Origin of the sequence: Micromonospora sp. NPDC048986, assembly GCF_040649335.1 — a bacterium.
GTDB lineage: Bacteria > Actinomycetota > Actinomycetes > Mycobacteriales > Micromonosporaceae > Micromonospora > Micromonospora alfalfae.
The window spans coordinates 86,912-100,884 of the sequence record NZ_JBEZFJ010000019.1; the positions used below are offsets into that span (position 1 = coordinate 86,912).

The 13,973-nt window shown below is 72.5% G+C and carries 13 protein-coding genes; 4 read left to right on the forward strand and 9 right to left on the reverse strand.

Annotated elements, in window-relative coordinates:
- Position 1 precedes the first annotated feature (1 nt).
- A complete protein-coding gene (locus AB0B94_RS30120) occupies positions 2-3,421 on the reverse strand; it encodes a S8 family serine peptidase (RefSeq protein WP_357288161.1) in 3,420 nt (1,139 codons plus the stop codon).
- 76 nt (positions 3,422-3,497) lie between these two features.
- On the opposite strand from AB0B94_RS30120, the gene AB0B94_RS30125 reads away from it, so the two are divergent.
- Positions 3,498-4,055 (forward strand): sugar O-acetyltransferase, encoded by a 558-nt coding sequence (locus tag AB0B94_RS30125; protein WP_357288164.1) that lies wholly within the window; start codon positions 3,498-3,500, stop codon positions 4,053-4,055.
- 43 nt (positions 4,056-4,098) lie between these two features.
- Positions 4,099-4,737, forward strand: a complete 639-nt coding sequence (locus tag AB0B94_RS30130) for a dihydrofolate reductase family protein (RefSeq protein WP_357288167.1) — start codon at positions 4,099-4,101, stop codon at positions 4,735-4,737.
- Between the two features lie 20 nt (positions 4,738-4,757).
- On the opposite strand, the gene AB0B94_RS30135 is transcribed toward AB0B94_RS30130, so the two are convergent.
- Genes AB0B94_RS30135 through fdxA form a run of 5 tightly spaced genes read right to left on the reverse strand, consistent with a single transcriptional unit; the run spans position 4,758 to position 8,533 of the window.
- Positions 4,758-5,405, reverse strand: a complete 648-nt coding sequence (locus AB0B94_RS30135) for a nucleoside/nucleotide kinase family protein (RefSeq protein ID WP_357288170.1) — start codon at positions 5,403-5,405, stop codon at positions 4,758-4,760.
- Positions 5,405-6,055, reverse strand: a complete 651-nt coding sequence (locus tag AB0B94_RS30140; protein WP_357288173.1) for an SIMPL domain-containing protein — start codon at positions 6,053-6,055, stop codon at positions 5,405-5,407. Before AB0B94_RS30140 ends, AB0B94_RS30135 begins: the two co-directional genes overlap by 1 nt.
- Before the next feature lie 9 nt (positions 6,056-6,064).
- A complete protein-coding gene (locus AB0B94_RS30145) occupies positions 6,065-7,084 on the reverse strand; it encodes a prephenate dehydrogenase/arogenate dehydrogenase family protein (RefSeq protein WP_357288176.1) in 1,020 nt (339 codons plus the stop codon).
- Between the two features lie 22 nt (positions 7,085-7,106).
- Positions 7,107-8,210 carry a succinyldiaminopimelate transaminase gene (gene dapC, locus AB0B94_RS30150; RefSeq protein WP_357288277.1) on the reverse strand — a complete coding sequence of 368 codons (1,104 nt, stop codon included), beginning with the start codon at positions 8,208-8,210 and terminating at the stop codon, positions 7,107-7,109.
- The gene (gene fdxA, locus AB0B94_RS30155) at positions 8,207-8,533 is read right to left on the reverse strand and encodes a ferredoxin (RefSeq protein ID WP_030490464.1); all 327 of its coding nucleotides are present in this window, start codon (positions 8,531-8,533) and stop codon (positions 8,207-8,209) included. The genes dapC and fdxA overlap by 4 nt, the downstream gene beginning before the upstream one ends.
- Positions 8,534-8,612: 79 nt before the next feature.
- Between fdxA and AB0B94_RS30160 the strand changes: the two genes are divergently transcribed.
- Positions 8,613-9,590 carry a GNAT family N-acetyltransferase gene (locus AB0B94_RS30160; RefSeq protein ID WP_357288179.1) on the forward strand — a complete coding sequence of 326 codons (978 nt, stop codon included), beginning with the start codon at positions 8,613-8,615 and terminating at the stop codon, positions 9,588-9,590.
- A gap of 83 nt (positions 9,591-9,673) precedes the next feature.
- Here AB0B94_RS30160 and AB0B94_RS30165 read toward each other — a convergent pair whose 3' ends face one another.
- The 3 genes from AB0B94_RS30165 to mshB all read right to left on the reverse strand — a co-directional run bounded on the left by AB0B94_RS30165 (position 9,674) and on the right by mshB (position 11,632).
- The gene (locus tag AB0B94_RS30165; RefSeq protein WP_357288182.1) at positions 9,674-10,138 is read right to left on the reverse strand and encodes a hypothetical protein; all 465 of its coding nucleotides are present in this window, start codon (positions 10,136-10,138) and stop codon (positions 9,674-9,676) included.
- Positions 10,139-10,250: 112 nt separating this feature from the next.
- Complete coding sequence (locus tag AB0B94_RS30170) at positions 10,251-10,688, reverse strand: hypothetical protein (protein WP_357288185.1); 438 nt, start codon at positions 10,686-10,688, stop codon at positions 10,251-10,253.
- Between the two features lie 17 nt (positions 10,689-10,705).
- Positions 10,706-11,632 (reverse strand): N-acetyl-1-D-myo-inositol-2-amino-2-deoxy-alpha-D-glucopyranoside deacetylase, encoded by a 927-nt coding sequence (mshB, locus tag AB0B94_RS30175; protein WP_357288190.1) that lies wholly within the window; start codon positions 11,630-11,632, stop codon positions 10,706-10,708.
- 86 nt (positions 11,633-11,718) lie between these two features.
- On the opposite strand from mshB, the gene AB0B94_RS30180 reads away from it, so the two are divergent.
- Positions 11,719-13,863 (forward strand): prolyl oligopeptidase family serine peptidase, encoded by a 2,145-nt coding sequence (locus AB0B94_RS30180; protein WP_357288193.1) that lies wholly within the window; start codon positions 11,719-11,721, stop codon positions 13,861-13,863.
- Positions 13,864-13,973 lie beyond the last annotated feature (110 nt).

Consider the following 13,973-nt stretch of genomic DNA (forward strand, 5'->3'; position numbering starts at 1 on the left):
CTCAGCGCAACCGGTACGCCTGGATGATCCGTTGGGTCACCGTGTTGCCGGCGGTGTCCCGGGCGGTGGCCCGCAACGACACGTAGCCGGGGCCGGCCGGATGCCGCAACACTGCCGACCAGCCGTCGGCCGAGGTGCGGACCAGCTTCGCCCCACCCCAGGTCTTCCCGCCGTCGTACGAGACGTCGACGGCGAGCCTCTCCACCCGGGTGGCCGGTGCGCCGGGCTGCCGCTGCACCTGTACCGGTACGACGAAGCCCTGACCGGCCGGAGCGCTGTTGTCGACCCGCAGCGGCGGCGCGAAGCGCACCGCCGACAGCTGCAGTCGGGCCGGCGTCTCGCCGGCGACGTGCTTCGACCGGAAGGTCCAGCTCGACTCCACCGCGGTGCTCAGGTCGGTGAAGCTTCGCTTCGACGACGTGACGAGCCGGTAGTCCGCCGCACCCGGTGGAACCGCGAACTCGCCGTAGCCGGCGTACTCGCTCTCGCCGACCAGCTTGCCGTTGCGCCAGAGCTTGGTGTGCTCACTGTCGCTCAGCGAGGCGCCCGGGTGCCCGGCCGCGTCGCTGAACATCGGCACGTCGACCAGGATGGTGTCGCCGACCCGGCTGACGCTCTGGTACGGCCAGCGCGGGTTCGGGAAGGACGGTGCGTACGGCGCCTGGTTCCAGATCTCCTGGACCGTCCGTCCGGCCCGGTACGCGGTTGGAGTGGAGAAGAGCGCTGCCTTCGGGTTCAACCAGCCTTCGTCGTCGACAGTTCCGAAGTAGACCTCGGACTCCCACTTCACGTTCTTGGTGTTGTAGTGCTCCACCCGCTGGCCGGGCACGACGGTGGGCAGGACCACAGCGGAATAGCCGACGTTGTACTCCAGCTCGGGGATCACGATCCGCTCGGCCGCCATGCCCGGGTAGCCACCCCGGAACCGGTGTACGACGGTGGCCAGGTCCCGCCGGGTGTAGTCGCGGACGAACCCGGTGGGCATCCGGCCAGGAATCGCCTCGGCCAGCGCGTACAGGTACGGGCTGTTGGCCGGGTCCGGGGTGGTCCACTGGCTGCTGAGAGTGCCGACGAACTTGTCGGCGGAGGTCGGCTTGCCGAGCTGACCGCTGGTCAGGCCGGTGAACGTCTCCGCCCAGAGCCCGACGCCGTACCCACTGCCGTCGTCGGCGGTGAAGTTGCCGCTGAGGTCGATCAGTTGCGGGACGGCGGTCCGGTCCGGAACGGTGGTCCGCACCGGCTTGGCCCGGCGGGCGTCCACGACGATCCGGGTGTCCCGCTCGACTGTCAGTTCGGGCTGCATCAACAGCGACATCCCGCGCTGCTTATCCTCCGGACCGGGCTCGAAGACGAGACCGGCCAGGCCGTAGTGCCCCTTGGGCACCCGCACGGTGGCCACCCCGTCGGAACTGACGAGGTCCCAGGATCCGTAGCTGTCCATCCCGAGCAGAAGGCTCCAGTGGTCGGCGGTGCGCGCGCCGGCGCGGTTCAGGTGCTCCACCGTGAGCGTGTAGCTCTCCACCTCCCGGTTCACTGCCAGCGGGGTGACAGCGACCGCCGCACCGGACCGGGCCACGATCCGCCCGGTCCAGTAACCGTCGGCGTCGCCGAGCCGGGTGTCAGTGGTGACGGTCGTGGCGGCCGTGCCGCCAGCCGGCACCGTGAGTTGGTTGGCGCCCAGGACGAACAGGCCGGCCGGTAGCGCCCGACCGCCGGGGCCGGCGCCCTCGACGCTCAGGTCCACGGTGACCGGGGCCGGACCGTCGTTGCGCCAGGTCACCGTGCGGGTGATCGGGGCGTCGTCGCCGTGCGGCCAGAGCGTACGCCCGAACGAGACGCTCACCGGGTCGGTGCTGAGCTGTTGGGTGATCGCGTGTGCGACGTCGACCCGCCCGGCACCCTGCTGGTAGGCGGTCTGGTCCGGGTGTGGCTTGGCGGCGGCCATCAGGGTGGCCTTGAGCCGGTCGGCCCGCCATCCGGGGTGCTGCTGGGCCAGCAGCGCGGCCGATCCGGCGACGTGCGGGGTCGCCATCGAGGTGCCGGAGAGGGCGACGTAGCGCTCCCCCACCGGGTCGCCGATCACGCCGTTGGCGGACCGTGCGGCGACGATGTCGACGCCGGGCGCTGTGATGTCCGGCTTCAGCGCATCGTCGCCGACTCGCGGGCCCCGGCTGGAGAAGTCCGCCAGTTCGTCGTCGCGGTCCACCGCGCCCACGGCGAGCCCGGCGTCGGCGCTGGCCGGGGAGCCCACCGAGCCGTCAGTGCCGTCGTTGCCGGCGGCGAGGACGAACAGCGTCCCGGTCTGGGCGGTGAGGGTCTGCACGGCCTCCTCGATCGGGTCGACCTCCGGGGTGTTCCAGCCGCTGAGGCTCATGTTCACCACTGCGGCCTTCTTCTCCACGGCCGCCCACTGCATGCCGGCGAGGATCGCCGAGTCGGTGCAGCCCGCGTCCTCACAGACCTTGCCGTCCAGCAGCGTCGCGTCCGGCGCCACACCTCGGTACTTCCCGCCGGAGGCGGCGCCGGTGCCCGCGATGGTCGACGCCACGTGGGTGCCGTGGCCGACAGTGTCCCGAGCGTCGGCGACCTCGGTGAAGTTGCGCGCCTCGGCCACCTTGCCGGCCAGGTCCGGGTGGGTGGCGTCGACGCCGGTGTCCAGCACCGCGACGGACACTCCCGCGCCGGTGAACCCGGCCGCCCAGGCGGCGGGCGCGCCGATCTGCGGCACGCTGTGGTCGAGGGTCACCCGTCGACGGCCGTCCAGCCAGATCCGCTCGACGCCCCCCGCCGCGTCGAGCCGGGCCCCAGCGGGACCGGTGGCGACCGCCGACCACACCGCGCCGAGGGAGGACTTGTCGCTGCTCAGGGCGGCACCGCGGATCAGCGGCAGGTCGCGGGTCACCCGCGTGCCGGGCAGTGCGGCCGACGTACGCCGGGCGGACCCGGTCGCGCCGTACGACACCAGCAGCGGGAGGGTGGTGCGGTGGGCGTCGTCGTACCCTGCCTCGATCAGCCCGGTGACGTCGAAGAGTCGCCGGTCCACCCGGCCGGAGCGCAGCAACGGCAGCGCGTCAGTCGGCGTCACGGTGAGGCGTCCGCGCTCGCGCTGGACCAGGAACTGCACGTCCTCGCGGCCGACGCCGGGCCGGGCCGAGGCGCCGGAGGCGGTGATGGTGACCCGGTCACCGGTGATCAGCGTGACGGTGGCCGAGCGGTTGGCGACGGGTCCACCCGAAGTGGACTGTGGCCCAGTGCCGCCCGGCGTGGCGGGCACTGTGGCAGCGGCTGAGGCGGGAGCCGGCGCGGAGAGCGCCAGCGCGAACACGAGGCCGAGGGCGGCCAATCTTCTTCCCTGGTGCAACGGATCCTCCTCGTCAAGCGTCTTGATGGATGGAGTCACATTGACAACCCAGAATTGCATACCGGGTATGCACAATAAAGGCCAAAAAATGACGGACCCGCCACGAGCCGACGAACCGGGCCGGCATGATCGGGCGGTGACCTCCACGAAGGACAAGATGCTCGCCGGCGAGCCATACATCGCCGACGATCCCGAAATCATCGCTGATCTGGACCGGGCCGCCCGGCTGATGGAGCGCTTCAACACCAGTCCCGCGGCCGATCCGCAGGCCCGGATCACGGCACTGCGGGAACTCCTCGGCGAACTGGGCGAGGACACCTGGATCCGCCCACCGTTCTACTGCGACTACGGCTGGCAGATCCGCATCGGCCCGCGCAGCTTCGTCAACTACAACGCGGTCTTCCTCGACGTCGCTCGGATCACCCTCGGCGCGGACGTCCAGGTCGGCCCGAACGTGCAGCTGCTCACCCCGACGCACCCGGTCGAGCCCGGCCCGCGACGGGACAAGTGGGAGGCGGCCAAGCCGATCACCATCGGCGACAACGTGTGGCTCGGCGGCGGCGCGATCGTGTTGGCCGGCGTGACGATCGGCGCGAACACAGTCGTCGGCGCGGGCGCTGTGGTCACCCGGGACCTGCCCGCCAACGTCGTGGCCGTCGGCAACCCGGCCCGGCCGGTCCGCCAACTCGACTAGGGTGCACCGTCAAGGCTTCCTCGATCGGAACACGGAGGACGACATGGGCACGATCCACATCGACCTGTTCGCGACACTCGATCTGGTCGCCCAGGCGCCGGGTGGCCCCGACGAGGACCCCGACGGCTTCCCGTACGGAGGTTGGCAGGCACCGCTGTTCGACGAGAAGGGCGGCCGTCAGGTCATGGACGGCATGCGGGGCATGGACGCCCTGCTCCTGGGCCGCCGGACGTACGACATCTTCGCCGCGTACTGGCCGAACCAGGCCGACGGCGTCGACGGCGGAATCGCCACCCTGTTCAACAGCATCCCGAAGTACGTCGCCTCACGCGGCAACCCGGACCTGGACTGGGCGGGCTCGACCCACCTCGGGCCCGACCTGGCGACCGCTGTCCGCGCGGTGCGCGACAAGCACGAGAAGGTCCACGTGATCGGCAGCCTGAACCTGGTGCAGACCCTCCTGCACGAACGCCTCTTCGACCAGCTCAACCTGTGGATCTTCCCCATCGTGCTGGGCGTCGGCAAGAAGGTGTTCGACGGCGGCGAGGTGCCGGCGAATCTGACGCTGCTCGAACCGCCCGCCACCTCCGGCACCGGCGCGGTGCTCCTGCGGTACGGCCTCGCCGCCGGAACGCCCGGAACCGGGGACATGAGCCGCCCTGGCCGCGGCGTCGAGGAGTAGCGCGGCCGGGCGGTCTGTTATCAGGCCGGCGGGGGGTCTGCCAGACGGACCACCAGGTCAGCCCGGTCGGCGGTGGGGGTGATCAGTGCGGCGTTCGACTCGTCGCTGCCCAGCGCCCACGCCCGCGCCTGCTCCGGAGATCGACCGAACGCCTCGTGCCGGGCGGTCAGCCGGCGGTGGCGCACCTCGGCGTCCAGGTCGAGAAACCACGCCTCGTGCAACAGCGGTCGGATCTCCTGCCAGGGAAAATCCGGCAACAGCAGGTAGTTGCCCTCGGTCACCACCAACCGGACCGACGGCAGCACCTCGATCGCTCCGGCCACCGGCTCCTCCAACTCCCGGCGGAACTCAGGCGCGTAGACCGCAGTCGGCTCCAACCGGTGCAGCCGGCGCAGCAGCGAGACGTACCCGTTGGCGTCGAAGGTGTCCACGGCGCCCTTGCGGTCGGCGCGGCCCAGGCGAACCAGTTGCGACTGCGCCAGGTGGAAGCCGTCCATCGGCACCAGGCAGGCGGCCGACCCGATCTCGGCGACGATCCGTTCCGCCAGGGTGGACTTCCCCGCGCCCGGTGCACCGGCGATGCCGAGTAGTTGTCGCGGACCGGCCTCGGCGAGCACCGACGCCCGCGCCACCAACTCGTCGGTGGACAGCACCCGGGCCGGCGGCATCAGCCCAGAACCGGGTCGCTGATGGTGAACCGGGCCTGCACCGCCGCCTGCACGGTCTGCGGCTGCGGGTCCAGTTCGAGCTCCGGCGGACCACCGCCCGTGCCACCAGCCCCGGCGAAGGCCGCACGGGCGAACATCGGCCGGTCGGCGGGGCCCGCGTCGGCAAGCTCGATCAACGAGGTGACCCGGGCGCCCAGCGCCTCCGCGTACTCCCGGGCCCGTAGCAGCGCGTCGCTGATCGCGGCGTGCCGGGCCGCACGATGGGCGGGGCTGTCCGGACGGAGCTCCCACCACGGGCCGGCCACCTCGACCTGGTCCTGGTCGGCGAGCCGGAGCATCAGCTCGCCGAGCGCTGTGAAGTCGGTGACGGTGACCGTGGTGGTGACACTGCCGTGCCAGGCGATCACCCGTTCACCAGAGCGCCGGGTCTCCGGCCGCACCCGCAGGTCGCCGGTCTCCCGCCGCGCCACCACCGGCCCGGAGCCGTCCAGCAGCACCCGCACCGCCGCGGCCCGCTCGGCCAACCGGGTCAGCGTCGCCTCCCGGTCCCGGTCGCGGGCTGTCGCGGTGACCGCGAACCGGGCCAGCTCGGGAGGCACCTCCCGGTACGCCTCACCGCGCACCTGCACCACCGGACCGTCCACCGCCATGCCCTCAGCCTAGTCAGCGGTGGGGCGACGCGCCGCGTAGGAAACAGTGTTCGCGTCGGCGCGCAGGCCGGTCAGGTAGCCGCCGGCCACCCCCAGCTCACGCAACCAGGACACCTCTGCGACGTGGTCACCGCCGGCCGGGAACTGCCTGTCGTCCGCGTCGAACCGCCGGTCGCGCAGCGCCACCCGGGAGGCCCTCGCCTCGTCGTAGCGTGCGGTGAGCGCCGGCGCGTCGTCGGCGCGCAGCGCGACGGTCAGCTCCTCCAGGAACGCGGTGACCTCGGCCAGCTCACGCAGCACCCGGTCCCGGTTGCCGAGCAGCATGTTGGCGATACGGTCGGCAGGGGTTCCGGCGACCCGGGTGCCGTCGGAGAAGCTGCCGGCGGCGAGCGCGAGGATCGCGTCGCGCAGCGGTGCGCGTTGCACGGCGCCGGCCAGCGCGCCGGCGAGCAGGTGCGGCACGTGTGAGGCGAGCGCGGCGGCCGAGTCGTGCTCCGTGGCGGACATCGGCACCACCCGGGCCTCGAAGACCTGCACCAGCAGCTCGGCCAGCCAACGGAACGCGGTGGCGCCCGGGCCGGGCGCCGGACAGAGCACCCAGGCCGCCCCGGTGAGCAGGTCCGGGCGCGCGGCCGTCAGGCCAGCCCGGTCGGTGCCCGCCATCGGGTGGCCGGGCACGAAGCGGTGCGTCAGCCCCTGCGCGGCGGCGAACGCCGCCACCTGCTCCTTGGTGCTACCGACGTCGGTAAGCACACAACGCTCGCCGGTCATCGCCGCCACCTCGACCAGCGTCGCCGGCAGGGTGGGCAACGGCCCGCACAGGAAGACCACGTCCCGGTCGGTCACCGCCTCGACCAGGTCGTCCGGAGCGGGTACGCCCACCCGGCGAGTCTCCCGCCGGGTGGCCTCGTCCGGGTCCCACCCGACCACGTCGATGCCGGCGGCGGCCATCCGGAGCAGCACCGAGCCACCGATCAGGCCGGTGCCGACGACCGCCGCCCGTACCCGCGCACCTGGCCTGTCCACCATGCTCGACCGCCCGGATCCGCGATCAGGTGAGGCGCGCCGCGACGCCGGCGATGTGCTCGTCGGACTCGGTCAGCGCGACCCGGACATGCTGCCCGGCCGTCGGACCGTAGAAGACGCCGGCGGCGACCAGGATGCCGCGTCGGGCCAGCCAGTCGACGGTCTGCCAGCAGTCCTCACCCCTGGTCAGCCAGAGGTACAGGCCCGCCTCGGAGTGCTCGACGGTGAACCCGGCACCGGTGAACGCCGCGGTGAGCACCTCCCGCCGGGCCCGGTAACGCTCCCGCTGCTCCTCGGCGTGTCGCTCGTCCTCCAGTGCGGCCACCATTGCCGCCTGCACCGGCGCGGGCACGATCATGCCGGCGTGCTTGCGGACCTTGAGCAGCTCCGCGACGAGCGCCGGGTCGCCGGCGACGAAGCCGGCCCGGTAGCCGGCGAGGTTGGACCGCTTGGAGAGCGAGTGCACGGCCAGCACCCCGGCGTAGCTACCCCCGCTGACCTGCGGAGACAGCACCGAGACCGGGTCGGCCGACCAGCCCAGGGGCAGGTAGCACTCGTCACTGGCGACCACCGCGCCACGTTCGCGGGCCCAGTCGACCACCTTGCGCAGGTGCGCCGCGGGCAGCACCCGGCCGGTCGGGTTGCCTGGCGAGTTGACCCAGACCAACCGGACCCGCGAGGTCGGCCCGACCGCCGTGAGCGAGTCGGCACGAACGACTGTGGCACCGGCCAGCCGGGCCCCGTCCTCGTAGGTGGGGTACGCGATCGACGGCACCACCACCACGTCACCCGGGCCGATGCCGAGCAGCGTGGGCAGCCAGGCCACCAGCTCCTTCGAGCCGATGGTCGGCAGCACACCGAGACCGTCGACGCCAGCGCCACAGGCTCGGGACACCCACGCCGCGATGGCGGCCCGCAACGCCGGGGTGCCGGCGGTCAGCGGGTAACCGGGAGCATCGGACGCGTCAGCCAACGCCCGCCGGATCACCTCGGGCACCGGGTCGACCGGCGTACCCATGGAGAGGTTGATCAGGCCCTCCGGATGCGCCGCGGCCAACGTGGCCGCGGCGTCCAGGGTGTCCCAGGTGAACTCGGGCAGCCGCGACGAGACCGGCGCGGGCCGGTTCAGTGGCCCTCGCCGCGCGGCGGCTGCGCGGCGACGAAGGTGGCGTCCTTCTCCACCTTGCCGACCTTCGAGGCGCCCCCGGGCGAGCCCAGGTCCTCGAAGAACTCGTAGTTCGCGCCGGTGTAGTCCTTCCACTGCTCCGGGACGTCGTCCTCGTAGAAGATCGCCTCCACGGGGCAGACGGGCTCACAGGCACCACAGTCGACGCACTCGTCGGGGTGGATGTAGAGCATCCGATTGCCCTCGTAAATGCAGTCGACCGGGCACTCCTCGATGCATGCCTTGTCGAGCACATCTACGCACGGCTCGGCGATGATGTAGGTCACCGGTCTTCTCCTCCGCAAGACTCGCCGCGATCTCCCGCGACGCTAAGAGCCTAGTATCTCGCCGGGGAGGGGGTCGATCGTGCTCCGACAGCAGGATGTGGGACACCGGATCGTGGTCCGCCGGATTGTGGGGATTCGCGAGGGCCGCCCACTATTTTCCGATGCCCTCGGCGAGCTGGTCGAGCTGAGCGAGACTCATCTCACTCTGGCCACCGCTCAGGGGCCGCTCCGGGTCCCGGTGGCGCAGGTCCACCGCGCCAAGCGCGTTCCGCCGACCCGGCGGCCGACCGCCGCGGCGGTCGTGGCGCTGGAGCGGGCCGCCGACGAGGCGTGGCCGGCGCCGACCCGGGGCCTACTCGGTGACTGGCTGCTCCGGTCGGCCGAGGGCTGGACCGGGCGCGCCAACTCGGCGCTGCCGATCGGCGACCCGGACCGACCACTGGCCGCCGCTGTCGACGCGGTGGAGCGCTGGTACGCCGACCTGGGCCAACCCGCGTTGATCAACACGCCACTGCCGCTCGCCGCGCCGGTCGGCGCCGAGCTGGACGCCCGCGGCTGGGGCACCCGCCCGCCGACGCTGGTGCAGACCGCGCCGCTGCCGCTGCCGGCGTCGACGCCCGCCAGCGGCCAGGCCGACGGATGGGGCAGCGCTGTCGTCGAGCTGACCACCGCGCCCAGCGACGAGTGGCTGGCCATCGCCGCCGGCCGTAAGGGCGGTCTGCCGGACGCCGCCCGGCACGTCCTCACCGCCGTGGACCAGGTCCGCTTCGCCCACGTGTACGCCGACAACGGCCTGGTGGCCATCGGCCGCGGCACTGTGACCGGCCAGGGGCGCTGGTTGGGCCTCAGCCTGATCGAGGTCCTGCCGGCGGCCCGCCGCCATGGGTTGGCCCGCCGCGTGATCCACGAGCTGGCCAACTGGGGGGTGGCGGGCGGCGCGACGCACGCGTTCCTCCAGGTCGAGCAGCGCAACGCGGCGGCTGTCGCGCTCTACCAGCGACTCGGCCTCGTCACCCACCACACTTACCTGACCCGGGTAGCCCCGAACACAGCTTGATCGACTCGGCTTTCAGGAAGTCGCGGCATCCGGACGCCCGGGACCCCCGACTTCAAGGAAGCCGAGTCGATCAAGGGCGGTGGTCAGCGGCGAACGACTCGGCGGGGCTTGGCGGCCCTGACCTCGGCGTACCGCTTGAGCTGCTGAGAGCGGTAGTCACGGCCGAGCGCGGTGAGCACCAGATAGCCGATCAGCAACCCGACGCCGGTGGCGAGCAGGTAGAGCCAGATCTGGGCGAAGAACGTCGCCGCGCCACCGGCGAACGGGTTGTCACCGACCAGCAGAGGCCCGACCAGGACTGTCAGCAGCAGCGCCACCGGCACCACGAGGGCCATGTCGGCGGTCCAGCCCGCCAGCGGCCGGCGTCGGCCCCAGCGGAAGGCGACCACGGCGAGGATCAGGCCGATCACCGTGAACATCGTCAGCGACACCCGGTCGGCGGCGGTGTCGTCACCGTCGAAACCGAACCGGGTGATCAGTCGGGCGACCACGTTGACCGCGAACAGCGCCGCTACGAGCACCCCGAGGTCACGCCACCGCTTGTCCATCGCCGGACCCTCCTGCCGTACGCCCGTCGCGGGCTCGCATCCCTGGCAGGAATATCTACCACCCTTACCTGGGAGCCGTCATCACCCGGCAGCAACCAGAACCAGCCCGGCGTCAACCGTCCAGCATGGCCGGCTGCGGGGCGAGAATCTGCCGGAAACCCATCACCGCGAAGGTCATCGCACCGGCCACGATCATGGCCAGCCCGACCCAGTTGTCTCCGGCCAGCAACAGGTCCCCCTCGTTGGTCCGGATGGCGGCGACCGCCATCAGCGCGAACCACGGCACCGCCGGCAGCGCCACCGCCCAGCGACGGCCCACCGCCTCGTACGCGAACCAGCTCAGCAGGATGTTGGCGCCGATCGCGAGGAGCACCGACACGCCGACCAGTTGCCCGCCGACGCGGAGCGTGGCGAGCAGCAGCTCCAGTACGCCGGTCAGCACACCAGCGACGACCACGACGATCCCACCGACCAGCCGGACGCCCAGGTCCAGCAGTCGCGGCGGTGGCCCCGCCGGGGGCGGGGCTTCCTGGTCCTCCACGACCGTCATCGGTGCGGCCGGCACTGTCACCGCAGACCCGCCGCCGCGACCGGGGACCGGTCCGGGGCGGTCTCCGCGGGCAGGCCGGCGAAGAGGTCGTCCTCCCAGCCGTACGGCCCGCTGCCCGGACCCTTCGCACCGACCGCGAGGGTGAAGAACTCCACGCCCATGAACTCGCCACCGAAGTTGCCGGCGATCGAGTAGAGCCACGAGTTGGCCGGGATCTGGGTGGCGTGCGCCCGCATCGCGGCCTCCTTGGCAGTGTGCTGATCGGTGCCGTCGATCCGGGCGGCGATCTGGGCGTCCGGGGTGCCGAAGGGCAGGTCGGCGATGTCCTCGATGCCGCCGAACGGGTTGTCGGACGACTCGGCGAAATGCGTCATGCCGGCCTCCAGGACGCTGAGCGGCATGGCCGTCCAGTAGACCTTGAGCGGGGCGCAGCCCTCGGCGGCGGCCAACTCGACGGCGCGCATGGCCACCCGGTGCGCCTGGATGTGGTCCGGGTGGCCGTAGAAGCCGTTCGGGTCGTACGTGACGAGCACCTGCGGGCGTACCTCTCGCATGATCTCCACGAGGTGCCCGGCGGCCTCGTCGAGGTCGGCCTGCCAGAAAGCCCTGGGGTGCGCGTTGGTCGCGAGCCCCATCATCCCGGAGTCACGGTAGCGGCCGGCGCCGCCGAGGAAGCGGTGGTCGCTGACGCCGAGCGCGGCGCACGCGGCGGCCAGCTCGGCCACGCGGTATCCGCCGAGCTGGTCGGCCTCGGCGGCGGCGAGCTGCGCCAGCGCTGGCACGTGGATCTCGCCCTCCTCGCCGAGTGTGCAGGTCACCAACGTGACGTGCGCGCCGTCGGCGGCGTAGTGGGCCATCGTCGAGCCGGTGCCGATCGACTCGTCGTCGGGGTGCGCGTGGACCAGCAGCAGGCGGCGGTCGGGCAGCATCGTCACGACGGTCACTCTAACTGGCAGTTCGGCCCGGCCAACGCTGACGCGTCCGCCCAGGTCGGCCACATCACCCCCGCTCCCGCTCTACGATTTGGGCTGTGGACTTTCCGGAGCTGGCCGCCCGCACCCGCCGGTTCAGCCACGGCGCGCCACGCGCTGTCTCGGTGGCTGAGGACGGCTCCCGGGTGATCTTCCTGCGCTCCGCCGGCCCCGAGGATCCGGCGGACGCGCTCTGGTTGCTGGACGTGGGCACCGGCGAGGAGCGGCTGGTCGCCGATCCGTCGACCCTGCTGGGCGAGGGCGGGGACGTCCGCTCCCTCTCCCCCGGCGAACGCGCGCTACGCGAGCGACTGCGGCTCAGCGCCGCCGGCATCGGCTCGTACGCGTTGGACGCGGCCGGTCGGGTTGCGGTGTTCGCGCTGGCCGGGCGGTTGTTCCGAGCCGATCTGGTGCACGGCGACGTGGTGGAGGTGGCGGCCGTCGGCCCGGTGCTGGACCCACGTCCGGACCCGACCGGGCAGCGGCTGGCGTACGTGACGGACGCGGCCGAGGGCGTGCGCCGGGGTGAACTGCGGGTGATCGACCCGGACGGCACCGACACCCTGCTGGCCGGCGAGGACGCCGGGGTGAGCTGGGGGTTGGCCGAGCACATCGCGGCGGAGGAGTTCGGCCGGTACCGGGGGTACTGGTGGGCGCCCGACGGCCGCTCGGTGCTCGCCGCCCGGGTCGACGAGTCCCGCCTGGAGCGGTGGCACCTGCACGACCCGGCCGAGCCGGCGAGCCCGCCGACCGCCGTCGCGTACCCCCGGGCCGGTGGCCCGAACGCCGAGGTCAGCCTGCACCTGCTGGACCTGGACGACGGCTGGGTCGACGTGCACTGGGACCGGGAGACCTACCCGTACCTGACCGGGGTCAGCTGGGGTGAGGGCAGTCCGTTGATCACCGTGCTGCGCCGCTCGCAGCAGCACGGGCTGGTGCTGGCGGTGGACCCGCGCACCGGTGAGACGCAGGTGCACGCCGAGTTGGCCGATCCGCGCTGGGTCGAGCCGATCGCCGGAACCCCCACGCACCTGCCGGACGGCCGGGTGCTTGTCGGTGGGGAGTTGGCCCACGACGGGTACGACGCCCGGTGCCTCTTCGCGGACGGCACCCTGCTCACCCCGCCGTCGCTGTACGTACGACGGGTGGTGGGTCGACTGCCGGCCGCCGCCGGCCCGGCCGATCTGCTGGTGGAGGCGAGCGACGGCGAGCCGAGCGAGCGGCACCTGTTCCGGGTCCGCACCACCATCGGCGGTGGGGTGGACGCCCGCCGCCTCACCACCGACTCCGGCTGGTACACCGCCGCTGTGGGTGGGGACGTGCTGGCCGTCGGCGTGGCGTCGCTGGACCACGCCGGGGTGCGCTGGACTGTCCGCCGCGGTGATCAGGAGATCGCCGAGCTGCGCTCGTTCGCCGCCGCCCCGCCGTACTCCCCCCTGCCGCTGCTGGAACGGGTGACCGATCGGCGGCTGCCGGCGGCGGTGCTCTACCCGGACAACCACGTGACCGGCCGGCGCTTGCCGGTGCTGCTGGACGTCTACGGCGGCCCGGGGCACCAGGAGGTGGTGGCGGCGCGGGCCGCGTGGTTGGAGCGGCAGTGGTGGGCCGACGCCGGGTTCGCGGTGGTCACCATCGACAACCGGGGTACGCCGGGCGTGGCGCCGTCGTTCGAGAAGGCGATCCACCGGCGGGTCGCCGACGTGATCCTGACCGACCAGATCGACGCGCTCACCGCGCTCGCCGGCAAGCACCCGGACCTGGACCTGGGGCGGGTCGGTGTGCGCGGTTGGTCGTTCGGCGGGTGGCTGGCCGGCTTGGCGGTGCTGCGCCACCCGGAGCTGTTCCGCTGCGGGATCGCGGGCGCCCCGGTGACCGACTGGGCGCTGTACGACACCGCGTACACCGAGCGTTATCTGGGGTTGCCGGAAGACGGCCAGGACATCTACGCGCACCACTCGCTCGTCGAGTTGGCCGCCGAGCCGGTCACCAGCCCGGACCAGGCCCGCCCGTTGCTGCTGGTGCACGGCATGGCCGACGACAACGTGGTGGCCGCGCACACGCTCAGGCTCTCGGCTGCCCTGCTGAGCACCGGCCGACCGCACGCCGTGCTGCCGCTGACCGGGGCCACCCATCTGGCCGCGAACGGCACCGCCGAGCGGCTGCTCCCCCTGGAACTGGACTTCCTCCGCACCCACCTGCTGTAAGCAGCATCGACAAGCGCTTTCGGCGCCGGACGAACTGCTCGACGTTCTCGTACGTCGGCGCTTCCCAGTCCTCGCCGCCGATGACCACCCGGCCCGAGTCCGTCACTGGG